The organism is Fischerella sp., assembly GCF_013388695.1.
In the GTDB taxonomy this organism is placed as follows: Bacteria; Cyanobacteriota; Cyanobacteriia; order Cyanobacteriales; family Nostocaceae; genus PCC9605.
The window spans coordinates 1-15,867 of the sequence record NZ_JACAEU010000111.1; the positions used below are offsets into that span (position 1 = coordinate 1).

General features: G+C 41.9%; 15 protein-coding genes and 1 pseudogene. 12 read left to right on the plus strand and 4 right to left on the minus strand.

Going from position 1 to position 15,867, the window contains the following annotated elements:
* Positions 1–172: 172 nt before the first annotated feature.
* The 6 genes from ispF to argH all read left to right on the plus strand — a co-directional run bounded on the left by ispF (position 173) and on the right by argH (position 5,931).
* Positions 173–655, plus strand: a complete 483-nt coding sequence (gene ispF / locus HXY43_RS15010) for a 2-C-methyl-D-erythritol 2,4-cyclodiphosphate synthase (protein WP_290884189.1) — start codon at positions 173–175, stop codon at positions 653–655.
* 167 nt (positions 656–822) lie between these two features.
* Positions 823–1,284, plus strand: a complete 462-nt coding sequence (locus HXY43_RS15015; protein ID WP_290884165.1) for a hypothetical protein — start codon at positions 823–825, stop codon at positions 1,282–1,284.
* Between the two features lie 100 nt (positions 1,285–1,384).
* Positions 1,385–3,166 carry an ABC transporter substrate-binding protein gene (locus HXY43_RS15020; protein WP_026736596.1) on the plus strand — a complete coding sequence of 594 codons (1,782 nt, stop codon included), beginning with the start codon at positions 1,385–1,387 and terminating at the stop codon, positions 3,164–3,166.
* Between the two features lie 94 nt (positions 3,167–3,260).
* Positions 3,261–4,049, plus strand: a complete 789-nt coding sequence (gene larB, locus HXY43_RS15025) for a nickel pincer cofactor biosynthesis protein LarB (RefSeq protein ID WP_290884168.1) — start codon at positions 3,261–3,263, stop codon at positions 4,047–4,049.
* Between the two features lie 207 nt (positions 4,050–4,256).
* Entirely contained in the window at positions 4,257–4,463 is a 207-nt protein-coding gene (locus HXY43_RS15030; protein WP_290884190.1) for a hypothetical protein, read from the plus strand.
* Between the two features lie 82 nt (positions 4,464–4,545).
* Positions 4,546–5,931, plus strand: coding sequence for an argininosuccinate lyase (gene argH, locus HXY43_RS15035; RefSeq protein ID WP_290884170.1), 1,386 nt, complete (start codon positions 4,546–4,548; stop codon positions 5,929–5,931).
* A gap of 107 nt (positions 5,932–6,038) precedes the next feature.
* Here the strand turns inward: argH and HXY43_RS15040 are convergent, their stop codons facing one another.
* Positions 6,039–6,203, minus strand: coding sequence for a hypothetical protein (locus HXY43_RS15040; protein WP_190671295.1), 165 nt, complete (start codon positions 6,201–6,203; stop codon positions 6,039–6,041).
* 800 nt (positions 6,204–7,003) lie between these two features.
* On the opposite strand from HXY43_RS15040, the gene HXY43_RS15045 reads away from it, so the two are divergent.
* Positions 7,004–7,498 carry an NUDIX hydrolase gene (locus tag HXY43_RS15045; protein WP_290884173.1) on the plus strand — a complete coding sequence of 165 codons (495 nt, stop codon included), beginning with the start codon at positions 7,004–7,006 and terminating at the stop codon, positions 7,496–7,498.
* Positions 7,499–7,596: 98 nt separating this feature from the next.
* Positions 7,597–8,415: an alpha/beta hydrolase gene (locus HXY43_RS15050; RefSeq protein WP_290884175.1), complete on the plus strand. Its 819-nt coding sequence runs from the start codon at positions 7,597–7,599 to the stop codon at positions 8,413–8,415.
* Positions 8,416–8,455: 40 nt separating this feature from the next.
* Here the strand turns inward: HXY43_RS15050 and HXY43_RS15055 are convergent, their stop codons facing one another.
* Positions 8,456–9,265, minus strand: coding sequence for a pantothenate kinase (locus tag HXY43_RS15055; RefSeq protein ID WP_290884177.1), 810 nt, complete (start codon positions 9,263–9,265; stop codon positions 8,456–8,458).
* Between the two features lie 145 nt (positions 9,266–9,410).
* Here HXY43_RS15055 and HXY43_RS15060 point away from each other — a divergent pair, with 145 nt between their 5' ends.
* Complete coding sequence (locus HXY43_RS15060; protein ID WP_290884179.1) at positions 9,411–11,129, plus strand: diflavin flavoprotein; 1,719 nt, start codon at positions 9,411–9,413, stop codon at positions 11,127–11,129.
* A gap of 71 nt (positions 11,130–11,200) precedes the next feature.
* On the opposite strand, the gene HXY43_RS15065 is transcribed toward HXY43_RS15060, so the two are convergent.
* Positions 11,201–11,605, minus strand: coding sequence for a four helix bundle protein (locus tag HXY43_RS15065; RefSeq protein WP_290884181.1), 405 nt, complete (start codon positions 11,603–11,605; stop codon positions 11,201–11,203).
* Between the two features lie 103 nt (positions 11,606–11,708).
* Here HXY43_RS15065 and HXY43_RS15070 point away from each other — a divergent pair, with 103 nt between their 5' ends.
* Positions 11,709–13,421 (plus strand): diflavin flavoprotein, encoded by a 1,713-nt coding sequence (locus HXY43_RS15070; RefSeq protein ID WP_290884183.1) that lies wholly within the window; start codon positions 11,709–11,711, stop codon positions 13,419–13,421.
* A gap of 113 nt (positions 13,422–13,534) precedes the next feature.
* Positions 13,535–14,098 (plus strand): Uma2 family endonuclease, encoded by a 564-nt coding sequence (locus HXY43_RS15075; RefSeq protein ID WP_290884185.1) that lies wholly within the window; start codon positions 13,535–13,537, stop codon positions 14,096–14,098.
* 60 nt (positions 14,099–14,158) lie between these two features.
* On the opposite strand, the gene HXY43_RS15080 is transcribed toward HXY43_RS15075, so the two are convergent.
* Entirely contained in the window at positions 14,159–14,689 is a 531-nt protein-coding gene (locus HXY43_RS15080; protein ID WP_290884188.1) for a phycobiliprotein lyase, read from the minus strand.
* A 702-nt stretch (positions 14,690–15,391) separates the two neighbouring features.
* Here HXY43_RS15080 and HXY43_RS15085 point away from each other — a divergent pair.
* Positions 15,392–15,742 (plus strand): annotated as a pseudogene (locus HXY43_RS15085) (efflux transporter periplasmic adaptor subunit); the annotation flags it as partial.
* Between the last annotated feature and the right edge of the window lie 125 nt (positions 15,743–15,867).

Below are 15,867 nucleotides of genomic sequence, written 5' to 3' on the forward strand. Positions count from 1 at the left end.
GAGTGGGAGAGTGGGGGAGTGAGGGAGTGGGGGAGGGGGAGAGTGGGCATTGGGCATTGGGTATTGGGCATTGAGCATTGAGCATTGGAAATAACTACTAACCACTAACTACTAACTCTTGACTTTTGACCCTTGACCAATGACTAATGACTAATGACAATTGACTAAAAAAATGAACATTCGCATTGGTAACGGCTACGATATCCATCGACTAGTGAGCGATCGCCCTTTAATTTTAGGCGGTGTCCACATTCCTCATTCTCTGGGTTTGTTGGGGCATAGTGACGCTGATGTTCTGACTCACGCGATTATGGATGCTATGCTTGGGGCGCTATCTTTGGGGGATATTGGACATTACTTTCCCCCCAGCGATCCTCAATGGGCAGGGGCAGATAGTTTGGTGTTATTAAGTAAAGTACACCAACTTATTCGAGAACAAGGTTGGCAAATTGGGAATATTGACTCAGTAGTAGTAGCAGAACGCCCGAAACTGAAACCCCATATTGAAAAAATGCGGGAAAAAATCTCGGGTGTTTTACAACTACAACCCAATCAAGTAGGCATCAAAGCTACTACCAACGAAAAATTAGGCCCTGTAGGGCGAGAAGAAGGTATTTGCGCCTACGCAGTTGTTTTGCTAGCAGCTTCTGAGTAGCACACCCTAAACTAAAGTTTTGAACTGTGTAGAGACGTACCATGGCACGTCTGGGACTTGAGCTATTTCCGACTTTTAATTCAGGGCGGATATTGGGCAGGTGCAAGAGTATGAGTAGGATAGAAATAAATGGGTAAAAAACTTTAACTGGGTGAAAAATTAGAGCCATGCAAGCCATAAATTTAGAAGATGTAGAACGTCCTGATGTCGTTGCCTTAGACAAAGATGGACAAGTTGTTCTCATAGCTGAAGTTAAAGGTTTTCCATTCAGTTTTAAAGATAAAAAAACTAAAGAATACGCTATATTACGACTGATTGATTATTTGAAAGCATCAAAAACCTTAATTCCTTTTGCCATGCTTGTTGATGGAGAAAATATTTTAATTTTTCGCTGGAATGGTAATAATTTATCAGAACCTATTCTCTGCCTAAATACTGCTGATATTTTGAGTCATTATGAACCAGAATTTAGCAGTAAAAGAATTTTTAGCCTTTACCTTACAGGTCTTACTGAAGCTTGGGTTAGTGATTTGTGTTATCACTGGAAATCAGAAATACCACCAGCATCAAAAGAAATTGCAGAAATAGGATTATTACAAAAATTAGAAGGTGGAATTACTCAGCCGTAGGTGAACATTGCTGGGATTCAGTATTTTAATAAAACTCAAAACCTTCTCGGTTGGTTACAAGCTCAGTAAAATTAAGTTCACTACTATAAATGTTGAAATGATGAATTTTGCTAGTATCCTTCCCAGAATTAAACATTTTCGTTTGCCAGCAATTCTGGCTTTGATAGCTTCACTCACAGTTATCGCTTGCAACCCAGCTAATTTTCAAACACAAGCTGCTCAAGTACCGCAAATGGTATTGAGCATTTTGAGCGATCCTAAAACCTTTAACTATCCTCTTAGTCAAGAATCACCGAATATTTTTGGTTTAACTTATGAAGGCTTAATCAACCAAAATCCCATAACTGCTGAGGTAGAGCCAGCCTTAGCAGAATCCTGGCAAATATCTGATGATAAATTACGGTTTACTTTTACCTTACGCCCAGGTTTGAAATGGTCTGATGGGAAGCCTCTCACAGCGGACGATGTAGTATTTACTTACAATGATATTTACTTTAACGAAGCTATTCCTACAGATGTTAAAGACGCTTTTAGAATTGGCGAAAGTCGTAAATTACCTATTGTCAAGAAACTGGATGAACGCCGAGTAGAATTTACCCTACCAGAACCGTTTAGACCTTTCTTGCTGAATACAGGTACTCCAATTTTGCCAGCCCATGCGCTACGCGAATACGTTCAAAAGAAAGATGGAGAAGGAAAGCCGATATTCCTGCAAAAATGGGGCGTCGATACTCCTCCAGAGCAAATAATTGTTAATGGCCCTTACAAGTTAGAGCGTTACGATACTAGTCAACGCGTGGTGTTCCGGCGCAATCCTTACTACTGGCGCAAAGATAAGCAAGGTAATCATCAACCTTACATTGAACGTATAGTTTGGCAAATAGTGGAGTCTACAGACACTGCCTTGCTGCAATTTCGTTCTGGAGGGTTAGATTCTATTAGTGTGTCACCAGACTACTTTTCTTTACTGAAGCGGCAAGAAAAACAAGGTAATTTCAACATCTACGGCAATGAACCGGGAACAGGTACAAACTTTGTTTGCTTTAATCTAAATAAAGGTAAAAGAGATGGAAAACCACTAGTTAATCCGATTAAGTCACGTTGGTTTAATACCGTCGAATTTAGGCAGGCTGTAGCCTATGCCATTGACCGCCAAACAATGATTAACAATACTTTTCGCGGCTTAGGTCAACCACAAGATTCACCAATTACAGTACAGAGTCCCTATTACCTTTCGGTTAAAGAAGGATTAAAAACCTACAATTACAATCCAGAAAAAGCAAAGCAACTGCTACTAAAAGCAGGATTTAAATACGACAATAGAGGTCAGTTACTCGACTCTGAAGGTAATCGCGTCCGCTTCAGTTTGCTTACCAATGCTGGAAATAAAATCCGTGAAGCAATGGGTTCGCAAATTAAGCGAGATCTTGCCAAAATTGGAATTACAGTGGATTTTACTCCCATTGCTTGGAATACTTATACAGATAAGCTCTCTAACAGCTTGGACTGGGAAGCTGCGTTGTTGGGTTTAACTGGTGGCTTAGAACCAAATGATGGTGCTAATGTCTGGTTTCCTGAAGGGGGATTGCATATGTTTAATCAAAAACCCCAACCAGGACAAAAGCCGATTCAAGGTTGGGAAGTAGCACCTTGGGAAGCTGAAATTGGCAAACTTTATATTAAAGCCACGCAAGAGTTTGATGAAGCAAAAGTGAAAGCAATTTATGCCAAAACTCAACGAATTACGCAGGAATATTTACCCTTTATTTATCTAGTTAATCCATACTCAATGGCAGCAGTGCGAAATCGTTTTGAAGGCATTCAATTCTCTGCTCTTGGTGGCGCATTCTGGAATATTCACGAAATCAAAGTAACAGATTAGTTATTAGTTGGTAGTTGGTAGTTGGTGGTTAGTAATTAGTAGTCAATAACAACCAACAATCAACAAACAACAACCAACAGTTGACAAATGACCAATGACCAATGACAAAACTTTGCGATCGCTCTTGGAAAGCGTTGCCAATGGTGACGTGTCTCCAGATCTGGCACTAGACGAACTCAAACATTTAGCCTATGAACCTGTAGGTGAGTTTGCCAAAATTGATAACCATCGCGCCTTAAGAACTGGCTTCCCGGAAGTGATTTGGGGGCCTGGCAAAACTCCCACTCAGATTGCTCAAATTATGGAGGTGATGCGCCTCCGCAACTCAGTGGTGATGGCAACTCGCATTGAACCAGCAGTTTATGCTGCACTGCAACCAAAGGTCAGAGGTTTGCGATATTACGAGTCGGCGCGAATTTGTGCCATTACTCCTCCCACCATAGAACCACGCTATTCCGGTATCATTGGCATTCTTTCTGCTGGTACTGCCGATTTACCCGTAGCTGAGGAAGCTGCTGTCACAGCGGAACTTTCTGGTTTTCGTGTCCAGCGTCTTTGGGATGTAGGCGTTGCTGGGATTCACCGTTTGCTGAATAATCGCCATGTCATTACTTCAGCATCAGTGTTGATTGTCGTAGCAGGTATGGAAGGTGCTTTACCCAGCGTAGTTGCAGGTTTAGCAGATTGTCCGGTGATTGCCGTTCCTACTAGCATCGGTTATGGTGCAAGTTTTGGAGGGCTAGCACCCCTCTTGACAATGCTTAATTCTTGTGCAGCGGGTGTTGGTGTGGTAAATATCGATAATGGCTTCGGCGCAGCAGTGTTAGCAGGGCAAATTTTGCGAACAGCCGAGAAATTGCGGATGGCATCGTCTGATTCTTAAGTTATGACGGTGATGTAAACCTAATATATTGGTCAAAATGAAATTTTGGGTGACATTGGCTGCATTTGCCTTGAGTTTTTTGCTGACAGTTTGTATATCAACGTAGAAGAAGGGAAAAGGGGAAAGGGTAAGGGTGAAAGGAAGGTTTTTCCTTTAACCATTCCCCTTTACCCCTGCTGCCTTAATGATTGTAATTTATTAAAAAATATGAATATTTTTAGTGATTCGGCATCTCATATAATTTGGCATTTACCAGGGTATTGGACGCTATTGGCTCAAAATATTACAGATCCAAACTTAATCGGTCAAATGCAAAAAGTTTTTACTCATTTTGTGCAGTCAGGTCAAGCTTGGGCACTATTGATTGGATTAGGAATTGGTTATATGATTCGGAATCTAACAAGTTATGGCTAAAGAATTATGAATGATGAATGATGAATTATGAAAAATTTTATCATTCATCATTCATAATTTAGAATTCATCATTGCCCTATCTATGACTGAACAGCAAACTTGGAGTCAGCGGTTTGAATCAGCGCTACACCCTGCGATCGCTCGTTTTAATGCAAGTATTAATTTTGACATTGAATTAATAGAATATGACCTGACTGGTTCTGTTGCTCATGCCCAGATGCTGGCCAAATGCGGCATCATTTCCGCAGAAGAAGGAGAGCAATTAGTTGCAGGTCTAGAACAAATTCGTCAAGAATATCGGCAAAGCAAGTTTAACCCAGGTATTGAAGCAGAAGATGTGCATTTTGCCGTTGAGCGTCGCCTTGTGGAAATTATTGGAGATGTAGGTAAAAAACTACATACTGGTCGTTCTCGTAATGACCAGGTAGGTACGGACACGAGACTTTATCTGCGCGACCAAATCCAACAAATTCGTGAGCAATTGCGAGAATTTCAACAAGTGCTTTTAGATATTGCCGAAAAGAACATTGAAACTCTCATTCCAGGCTATACTCACCTGCAACGCGCCCAACCACTGAGTTTAGCTCACCACTTGCTAGCATACTTTCAGATGGCACAACGGGATTGGGAACGTTTGGGAGATGTTTATCGCCGAGTGAATATTTCTCCCTTGGGTTGCGGTGCTTTAGCGGGAACGACTTTCCCTATAGATCGCCATTACTCAGCCCAATTGTTGCATTTTGATAGTGTTTATGCGAATAGCTTGGATGGGGTGAGCGATCGCGATTTTGCGATCGAATTTTTATGTGCTGCCAGCCTAATTATGGTTCATCTCAGCCGTTTTTCAGAAGAAATCATACTCTGGGCGTCTGAAGAATTTGGTTTTGTCATCCTCAAAGATAGCTGTGCCACTGGTTCCAGCATTATGCCTCAAAAGAAAAACCCCGATGTGCCAGAATTAGTGCGAGGTAAAACAGGGCGCGTATTTGGTCATCTCCAGGCTTTGTTGGTAATCATGAAGGGGTTGCCTTTGGCATACAACAAAGATCTGCAAGAAGATAAAGAAGGACTATTTGACAGCGTTAATACTATCAAAGCATGTCTAGAAGCAATGACAATTTTGCTGCGTGAAGGCTTGGAATTTCGTACCCAACGCTTGGCAGAAGCAGTGGGAGAAGACTTTTCCAATGCTACAGATGTAGCAGATTATTTAGCTGCACGAGGTATACCCTTCCGAGAAGCTTACAATCTCGTAGGTAAGGTAGTAAAAACCAGTATTGCTGCTGGTAAACTTCTCAAAGATTTGACCTTGGAGGAGTGGAAACAAATCCATCCAGCCTTTGCAGCAGATATTTACGAGGCAATATCACCTCGGCAAGTAGTTGCAGCCCGCAACAGTTATGGTGGTACAGGCTTTGAGCAGGTAAAATCAGCACTGCTGGCTGCCCGCGTTCTAATTACCAAATAACTATTAGTTAGTGGTTAGTTGATAGTAGTAAACAACCAACCACTAACTACTAACCACTAACTACTAACCACCAACAGTATAAAAGAGTAAATAATTGAGTAGGCAAATTATTCAGCGTCAATTGCTGCTGCTCCCTCATCCTCTTCACTCTTGGGCGATCTTTGTTGGAACCTTCTTTGCATCCGTCCTGTTGTAGTCCGTTTACGAAACTTTCGGGCATATGCCTGGTTCCGTAGCGCCTTTTCTTTTTTTGGATTACGGCGCTTAGCCATGTTCACCTCATAAATAAACAACAAAAAGCTGGAATTAAGCGCAATTTGGGCAGTGTCAGCTAACAATAGTCTTGATATATTAGTTCTAGCTTACTTCAGCTTGAACACTCCCGTATGCTCTGAGAAGCTCGCTGATAGCGTTTATTCTTCTCACTTTACTAGCGGTTTAGATATTTCCTAATTGTTAGGATATGTGACGCTTTTATTCCGTAGTTTCATTTTCCACTAGGGAATTACTGCGCCAGATTATTAAACGGCAATCTAGCTTAACTCATTCTACTTTATTGTGTCAACGGCAATTTGAGGATGAGCTAATGAATCACAACTAGGAGAAACAATCAAATACCAAGCAGCGATTCAAATTACACTACTTCAAAAATATAGTCATGAGTATTCTTTATATTTTCTGACAAAACCGAGACTGTAAGTATCTTGAGAGGAAATATACAATATTAAAATCACAAATTTTTGATCTAAAAATTTTCTTCGGTCTCGCAGTAGAAAAAAAAGACTACATTTAAGGTTTTATCAAACCGTATTTAAGAAGAAAAAACTCACTATCTTAGCTTCTACTCAGTTATGTAGTTGCTCCTGCTAATATTATGTATGTATACGCACATAATTTTTGATTTTTTCCAAAAAATGGTAAAATTTACGTAATATTCGCTAATTATTGGAATCAGAATCAAAATCATAAAGTATTTTTGTATAAAAAGTTACTCAATATTCTAGTTGTTGAGCAAACGTGAATAGTGAGCAACTGATAAAGTATAACGTAAGTATTTACAAAGATTTGAGGGTTGAACGTTCTGGCTTTTTTTACTGTGGCTATCCAGTCCACACGTAGTATATGGCGTTTTGGACAAACCGTACTGGGGATTATTTTCCGTCATCCGATCCCTGGCACAAGTATCATCCCAATTTTGCCTGATGGTAGGATTGTACTGATCCGGCGACGAGATAATGGTCGCTGGGCATTACCTGGAGGTATGGTGGACTGGGGAGAGGATGTACCTAACGCAGTTCGCCGAGAATTGATGGAAGAAACCGGACTTGATTTAGTCAGGATTCGACGTCTAGTGGGAGTTTACTCTGCACCAGATCGCGATCCGAGAATTCATTCGATTTGTATCGTGGTGGAAGCAGAAGTGCAGGGGAAAATGGAAGTTCAAGATGATTTGGAAGTAATGGAAATCCAGGCTTTCTCACTTGATTCTCTACCTCCAGAACAGATGTCTCACGATCACAATCGCCAGTTAGAAGACTACTTAAGAGGTCTGACAACACTGGCATAATTTTTATTGGGTAGTAGTTAGTAGTTAGTAGCTAGTAGTAAACAACTAACCACTAACTACTAACTACTATCGATTTAAAAGTGAATTAGTAACTAAAAATGAATAGTTTATTTCGTAACTCCCGGAGAAAGCTTTCTCAAGGGTTATTATTTTGGCGTGAAGTTGGTGAAGGAATTCCTGTTATTTTGCTGCATGGTGCTTGGAACGATAGTAGCCAATGGGTATCAGTGATGGAGTCGCTATCACAGAATTTTCATTGTTTTGCGCCAGATTTTTTCGGTTTTGGTGAATCAGATTATCCAAATATTCATTACTCAATTGATTTACAAGTCGAATCTCTAGCTGAGTTAATACATGCTTTGAAATTAGAAAAGGTGTATTTGGTAGGGCATTCCCTTGGGGGTTGGATTGCGTCTACCTATGCACTGAAATATCCAGAACAAATATATGGTTTGGTACTATTAGCACCAGAGGGTGTAGAGGTTGAGGAACTAGACAAAGTTTGGAAAAACATGCAGAGTTTGGTAAAGCTTCCCCTGTGGGTATTTAAAATATTGCGATTACTTCGCCCATTAACTCAAATCCTAGGTTTAGACAAAAAAATCGAACAAGCTTGGCAACAACGCCAACTGATGCTGCAATACCCAACAGCAAGTCAGCTATTATTCCTACGACAGTTGCCAGAAATTCGTGCTGAATTATTGCAAGACAAATTGATGTTTTTGACAGTTCCAGTTTTGATTTTGCAAGGTGGAAAAGACTCGTCAGATGCATTAGCTAAGAGTAATTCTTACGCAAGAGTGATTCCACAAGCAGAGTTAAAAATCATTGCCCACGGTGAACATAATTTACCAGAAATTTGTGCTGCTATTGTTGCCGAAGATATTCGGGATTTTATTAAAGGGGTTAGTGGTTAGTAGTTAGTGGTTAGTGGGAAACAAGTATTAACTATAACTACTATCTACTATCTACTATTTTTTGCATTCCCCAAAATATCAAATTCGGTTCCACAACCAAACGGTTTGCAATCTCAGGAAATCGAGATTGGAGATAGTTAATTAATAAAGTGCGATCGCCCCCAGTAATTGCAATCTTACCTTCCGCAAATGAGCGCCACCATGCCTCTAAAAAATCTTTAATTCCAGCCAATAAGGTATAAATCACCCCACTTTGCATCGCTTCCGGAGTAGTCAAAGCAAAGCGTTGTGGAAGTTGCTGTGGTAACTCCACATCTGGTAATTGCCCAGTTTTTTGGGCAAGAGTCGCCAACTGTAAACCCAATCCTGGCATAATTGCACCCCCTACTAAATTTTGGTTAGCATCAGCACCAGTAAAAGTGAGTGCTGTTCCCGCATCAATCACTAAAATCGGAAAGCCCCAGGTTGTCCCTGCACCCCATAAAGCTAAGGCACGATCAATTCCCAATGTAGGATACACACCCTGGAGGGGTACTTTGTCTAAAGTAATTACGCGAACATTCGGATAGGTTTGCCACAGTGCAGTTTGGCTGGGAACTACTGAGGCGAGGAGGAGGGGGGGATGGGGAGAGATGTAGAGACGCGCCATGGCGCGTCTGGGAGAGGGGGAGAGGGTTGTTAGTAAGTCGTCTAGTGTTTGACATTTAGCTAGATGCTGCACAAAAGACTCAGGTAAATATTCAGTATCCCAGGTGTGACAAAGTGTTTTGTTTTCAAACAAACCCCAGTGCAACCGGGAATTGCCAATCATCAAAGCTAACCAAATCCGCTCATCTACCCATTGTCCCATCTCTTCATCACTTCCATATATTGAGTGCGATTTGATACTTTTATATTTTTTAACTTATATATAAATTTTTTAATAAATATTTACAATAACTCCGTGCGAGAATATAACAAGAGGAAAAAATACTCATTCGCTATGGAGGGGAGTTATGGTAGCACTCGCCGAAAATCCGAAAAAAAGACTGACCATCCAGGTCACTGAAATTGCGCCGGAAACAACGACTATTCGTTCTCTGGATTGGGATCGCGATCGCTTCGATATCGAATTCGGTCTCCAAAACGGTACTACCTATAACTCGTTTCTCATCCGTGGTGAACAGACTGCTTTAGTAGATACTTCCCACGAAAAGTTTCGCCAGTTATTTTTAGACACCCTCAAAAATCAAATCAATCTAGCAGATATTGACTATTTAATTATCAGCCACACAGAGCCAGATCACAGCGGTTTAGTTAAAGATGTGCTGCAACTTGCTCCGGAAATCACCGTTGTTGGTTCTAAAGTGGCAATTCAGTTTCTGGAAGATATGGTGCATCAGCCGTTCAAGCGACGGATTGTCAAAAATGGCGATCGCTTAGATTTAGGCAACGGTCATGAACTAGAATTCGTGATTGCACCAAATTTACACTGGCCTGACACCATTTTCACCTACGACCACAAAAACCAAATCCTATTTACCTGCGATGCTTTTGGGTTGCACTATTGCTCAGATGCCACTTTTGACGAAGATTTAGACGCGATATCACCAGATTTTCAGTTTTACTATGAATGCTTGATGGCTCCCAATGCGCGATCGGTGCTATCTGCACTCAAGCGCATGGGTGAACTGGAAAAAATTGGCATGATTGCCACAGGTCACGGGCCATTGTTATATCACAACGTTGAAGAACTCACCGGACGCTATCGCACTTGGAGTCAATCCCAAACCAAAGCAGAAACTACCGTTGGAGTATTTTACGTTTCTGAATACGGCTTTGGCGATCGCCTCGCCCAAGCGATCGCCAACGGTATCAGCAAAACTGGCGTAGCAGTGGAATTGGTGGATCTCAAAACAGCAGATTTACAAGAACTCCAAGAACTCGTCAGTCGCTGTGCGGGAATTGTTGTGGGGACACCGCCAGTTTCTAGTGCTGCTGCCCAAACTGCCCTCGGTACTGTTTTAGCTGCTGCCAAAGAAAAACAAACTGTAGGGATATTTGAATCCAACGGTGGCGATGACGAACCGATTTATCCGCTGCTGAATAAATTCCGGGACTTGGGTTTAACACCAGCTTTCCCAGCAATTCAAATTCGAGAAACACCTACAGAAAACACTTACAAATTGCTGGAAGAAGCGGGAACAGACTTAGGACAATGGGTGACACGCGATAAAAGCATCAAGCAAATGAAATCTCTTGGTGCTGACTTGGACAAAGCACTGGGCAGAATCAGTGGTGGACTATACATCATCACCGCCAAAAAAGGTGATGTGAAAAGTGCGATGCTTGCCTCTTGGGTTAGTCAAGCCAGCTTCAAACCTTTGGGAGTGTCAATTGCAGTGGCAAAAGACAGGGCTATTGAATCACTCATGCAAGTAGGCGATAAATTTGTGCTGAATGTGCTGGAAGAAGCTAATTACCAAGGCTTAATGAAGCACTTCCTCAAACGCTTTGCCCCTGGTGCTGACCGCTTTGAAGGAGTCAAAACCCAGCCAGCCGAAAACGGTGCGCCTATCCTTACCGACGCCTTGGCATACATGGAGTGCGAAGTTATTAGTAGGATGGATGGAGGCGATCACTGGATTGTTTACAGCACAGTCTATGCAGGACGGGTGAGTAAGCCAGATGCGCTGACTGCCGTGCATCATCGTAAGGTAGGGAATCATTATTAGGAGGGATCGGGGAGCGGGGAGCGGGGAGCGGGGATTAGGAAATAACCCATTCCCCAATCACCATTCCCCAATCACCATTCACTCAGCTGATTACCATACTCTTGTTTACCTTGTTGTTGGGAACGGATGAAACGACAATAACCGTTAAGACCCTTGTCAATCTGGTTTTTTAGCTGACTGACCCAATTTAATTGTTCTCTATTGCAGTATCCCAAGCTCTCAGCAATAATGAAAGCGCTTTTAGTCTCAGCCAATGAGCCACGAGCAGTATATAAAAAACGTAATCTATCTAGGTAATGATAACGTCCATAGCCTTCGGCTATGTTCAGTAAAACACTACAAGATGCTCTTCGTAATTGATCGCTTAAATTATAGCGTTCGTAATCTGGCAAACTATTTGAGAGTCGATAAGCCGCTTTTAGCAGCTTAAGCCCATCTTGATAGAAGTCTAAAGACTCAAAACCTCTATCTCCCATATCATCTCACTATAAAATTCCCCGATCTTAGACGATATTCTCACTCATTGCCCAATCCCCAATCACCAATCACCAATCCCCGATCCCCGATCCCTAAAAAGCCATGACATCCACAAAACCCCGTGACGTTCAAATTCTCCCCATCGCGACGGATACAACTATATTACGATCGCGCAGTTGGACTCGTCTCAGATTTGAAATTGAATATGCCCTTGCCAAGGGTACAACTGCGAATTCCTATTTGATTCAAGGTGATAAAATTGCCCTGATTGACCCTCCCGGAGAAACGTTTACGCAAATTTATTTAGATGCGTTGCAGCAGCGGATTGATTTAAAACAAATTGATTATGTGATTCTCGGTCACGTCAATCCCAACCGTGCCGCAACATTAAAAGTTTTGCTGGAACGTGCGCCGCAGATAACTTTTGTTTGTTCTAATCCTGGGGCAATCAATTTGCGCGGGGCATTGGAAAACCCAGATTTGCCCATTCTTGTCAAGCGGGGAGAAGAAACGCTTGATTTAGGCAAAGGCCATCATTTGGAATTTATCCCCACACCAAACCCCCGCTACCCAGATCAACTTTGCACCTACGATCCGCAAACAGAAATTTTATACACAGATAAACTATTTGGTACGCACATCTGTGGCGATCAAGTTTTTGATGAAGGTTGGCAAGCTTTTCTAGAAGATCGTCGCTATTATTTTGAGTGTTTGATGGCTCCCCATGCGCGTCAAATCGAAACTGCGTTGGAAAAACTTGCCGATTTGCAGGTGAGAATGTATGCACCCAATCACGGGCCTTTGGTGCGTTATGGCTTAATTGAACTCACCAAAGCTTATCGGGAATGGAGTCAGCAGCAAACCTCCCAAGATACTTATATTGCATTAATTTATGCTTCTGCTTACGGAAATACCGCAACATTAGCCCAAGCGATCGCCCACGGCATCACTAAAGCTGGTGTTAGCGTCGAATCAATTAACTGCGAAGTTGCCGAACCTGCTGAAATTCAAGCTGCTGTAGAGAAAGCAGCAGGTTTTATTATCGGTTCCCCTACCCTTGGCGGTCACGCACCCACACCAGTGCAAACTGCTTTGGGTATTGTTCTTTCCACCGCTGCTAAAAACAAACTCGCGGGTGTATTTGGTTCCTATGGCTGGAGTGGCGAAGCCATAGATTTAATTGAAGGCAAACTCAAAGACGCTGGCTATCGGTTTGGCTTTGACCCAATTCGGGTGAAATTCAAACCTAACGATGTCACCCTGCAAATGTGCGAAGAAGCAGGAACCGACTTCGCCCAAGCACTGAAGAAAGCTAAAAAAGTGCGTACTCCCAGCCAACCCGCCACCAACGTTGAACAAGCTGTTGGACGAATTGTTGGATCGTTATGTGTTCTCACAGCCAAGCGAGGCGATATCTCCAGTGCAATGTTAGCCTCTTGGGTATCGCAGGCAAGCTTTAATCCCCCTGGTTTTACCATTGCCGTTGCCAAAGACCGCGCAGTCGAACCACTGACACACTCAGGTAACACATTCGTTCTCAACATCCTTAGAGAAGGCAATCACTTGGGGTTGATGAAGCACTTCCTCAAACCCTTTGGCCCGGCACAAGACCGTTTTGCTGGTATTGCCACTGAAGAAACTGAAAATGGCAATCCCATCCTCACAGATGCGCTGGCATACCTGGAATGCACTGTACAACACCGGATGGAAGCTGGCGATCACTGGCTGGTGTATGCGATTGTGGATAATGGCAAAGTGTTAGATCCTGATGGTGTTACAGCCGTACATCATCGCAAATCAGGGAATCATTATTAATTGGTTTGTTTTAGTTTTTTTAGAAACCCCACCCCCAGCCCCTCCTCGTAAGCGAGGGGGGTTAGGATTAGGGTAATTTAATTTCTGGCTAACTCAAAATTAAGTTGCCTTATATGAATACTGTTGTGCTAAACCTAGAGCCTATTATGCATCTCACGGATGAGCAATTTTATCAACTCTGCATGGCGAACAGAGATTTGAACCTAGAAATGAATGCAAAAGGAGAATTGATTATAGTGCCACCAGTGGGAGGAGAAAGCGGAGGACAAGAAGCAGATTTGATTACTGATTTGAATAACTGGAACCGCCAAACTCGATTAGGAAAAGTTTTCAGCTCCTCTACTATATTTAAACTGCCCAATGGCGCACAGCGATCGCCCGATGCTGCTTGGGTAAAATTGGAGCGTTGGGAAGCACTGACTCCAGAAGAACGCAAAAAATTTCCCCCACTGATGCCTGACTTTGTGATTGAATTGCGGTCTGAAACTGACAGTCTCAAATCCTTGCAAGATAAGATGCAGGAGTATGTAGAAAATGGTTTGCGCTTAGGCTGGCTTATTAATCCTCAAGATGAGCAGGTAGAAATTTACAAACTTGGACAACCTGCAAAGGTGGTTCAACTCCCAGCCATACTTTCTGGTGAAGAGGTTTTGCCTGGGTTTGAGTTACAGTTGTAAGGCAATGAGGAGATGGAGGACAAAACGGACAACCACTAACTACCAACCACTAACCACTAACTAAATCCTTTTTTCCAAATACTGACCAATCATCAACTGTTCGCCAGCACGAGAGATAATTGTCTGTCGTGTTCGATACTTGCTGCCGACTAGCTTTAACTCTTCCTCAAATACAGAGCCATTGTACTCAGTTCGCAAACATAGGGTTTTGGGATTGGGGAAGTAATACTGGGCGGTAACTGGCTTAGTTGTGGCGAAACCGCGATCGCGATACAATACACTTCCTAAAGCTCCAAATATGGTTTTCCCGTTTGATTCTTTCCTGCCTGAAATCGAATTAGTACTTTCCCAAGTTACTTTAGCACCACAGGTCAAATTCACTGTAGCAGGCAAACCGTGCATTTGAACTAGCTTTTGCAATTCATCACATCCCTGCTCTAAAAACCGGATCGTAATTAAACTCTCCATCACTTTTGTTTCTCCTTCCGGCAGGGTATAATAACGCCTCTCAGAGCGCCATTTACCCACTGATGCTTGGAAAAATTCCGCGAGTAGAGATTCGTCAGTAGTTTGTACAAGTGGTGATGTCACTGTTAGCCTTCCTCGCGTAAAGTAAAGTTACAACTGCTTACAAGGGGACATACATTATGTGTGTCTGTTATTTCCAAAACTTTTACCTTTCTTAATATAAACTAAATATTATAAGAATTACTGGTAGTTTTGCTACAGCGTTGTAAATAAATAACTCTTTTGTTCCTTTAGAAAAGAAAATATGAATTCATCACATTTGACATGGTAAACACATGACTTAAGTCATGGGTGTACACATGACTTTCTCCTCATGTACCTCCTAGGTATAGTCTCTAGGATAAAGATAAAAACAACTAGGAGTGATAGTATGTTCAATTCTTCTTTCTAATTATTTTGATTACTTCTGTTAGGTTGAAGCCAACTACAAAAAGGCTTATTTTCAGCGATTACAACTCCTACGTCTATAAGTAGAGACAAAATCAGCAATAAAAATTTATACTAACATAAATAATTGCATCAGTTCACATTTTAGCCTTGATAAATCAGCATACTTAGCATTATGCTCGCTCTTCTCTATAAAATAAATAGTAGTTTTTTATACAAAAAATTGTGATAAAGAATGAAATAAAACTTACACTTTATCTCTTTTTTTACGGAACTTTTCCCTTATATCTATAGCCCAAGTGATATTCATGATATCCATCGTGACTGGTTGTTAATAAACGGGTGTCATAGCCAAAACTGCCTAGGAGCAAAATAGTAATGATTTGGAACGGAAATCAGCCGCGTAAAATAATCAAAAATCATTCCTTCTCATCGTGTTCATCAATCTTATTGCTAGCTTTTTTATCAAGTCTTGGACTGCTGATGGGAAGTTGCGGTTCACTTCCCAAAGAATCAGCTGAAGCTCAACAAGAACGTCGTGGTGCGGCTGGACAAGCGGGTGGTGCAACACCTGTAGATGTAGCGATCGCCCGTGAGAGTGGTTTGCAACAACAATTAGAATATAGAGGCATTACCAAACCATACCGTGAAGTATCGCTGCGATCGCAGGTAGAAGGACGCCTTGTAGCATTGAATGTAGATGAGGGAGATACCCTCAGACTAGGACAAAATTATCTCATATCTTGCACCTACCGAATAAACTCGGAAAAAACAGATAAAGAGTACAAAAGTGCGACATTAGAAGCAGTGTAAGGCTTGGTCACTACTTAGATATTTCAAGAACTATAAAACTA

What these genes read in the sequence shown, in the direction of transcription:
- HXY43_RS15050 (WP_290884175.1), top strand. Translation starts at nt 7,597, where the DNA reads ATGAATAGTTTATTTCGTAACTCCCGGAGAAAGCTTTCTCAAGGGTTA.
- HXY43_RS15070 (WP_290884183.1), top strand. Translation starts at nt 11,709, where the DNA reads ATGACATCCACAAAACCCCGTGACGTTCAAATTCTCCCCATCGCGACG.
- HXY43_RS15015 (WP_290884165.1), top strand. Translation starts at nt 823, where the DNA reads ATGCAAGCCATAAATTTAGAAGATGTAGAACGTCCTGATGTCGTTGCC.
- larB (WP_290884168.1), top strand. Translation starts at nt 3,261, where the DNA reads ATGACCAATGACAAAACTTTGCGATCGCTCTTGGAAAGCGTTGCCAAT.
- ispF (WP_290884189.1), top strand. Translation starts at nt 173, where the DNA reads ATGAACATTCGCATTGGTAACGGCTACGATATCCATCGACTAGTGAGC.
- HXY43_RS15020 (WP_026736596.1), top strand. Translation starts at nt 1,385, where the DNA reads ATGAATTTTGCTAGTATCCTTCCCAGAATTAAACATTTTCGTTTGCCA.
- HXY43_RS15060 (WP_290884179.1), top strand. Translation starts at nt 9,411, where the DNA reads ATGGTAGCACTCGCCGAAAATCCGAAAAAAAGACTGACCATCCAGGTC.
- HXY43_RS15040 (WP_190671295.1), bottom strand. Translation starts at nt 6,203, where the DNA reads ATGGCTAAGCGCCGTAATCCAAAAAAAGAAAAGGCGCTACGGAACCAG.
- argH (WP_290884170.1), top strand. Translation starts at nt 4,546, where the DNA reads ATGACTGAACAGCAAACTTGGAGTCAGCGGTTTGAATCAGCGCTACAC.
- HXY43_RS15055 (WP_290884177.1), bottom strand. Translation starts at nt 9,265, where the DNA reads ATGGGACAATGGGTAGATGAGCGGATTTGGTTAGCTTTGATGATTGGC.
- HXY43_RS15030 (WP_290884190.1), top strand. Translation starts at nt 4,257, where the DNA reads ATGAATATTTTTAGTGATTCGGCATCTCATATAATTTGGCATTTACCA.
- HXY43_RS15065 (WP_290884181.1), bottom strand. Translation starts at nt 11,605, where the DNA reads ATGGGAGATAGAGGTTTTGAGTCTTTAGACTTCTATCAAGATGGGCTT.
- HXY43_RS15075 (WP_290884185.1), top strand. Translation starts at nt 13,535, where the DNA reads ATGAATACTGTTGTGCTAAACCTAGAGCCTATTATGCATCTCACGGAT.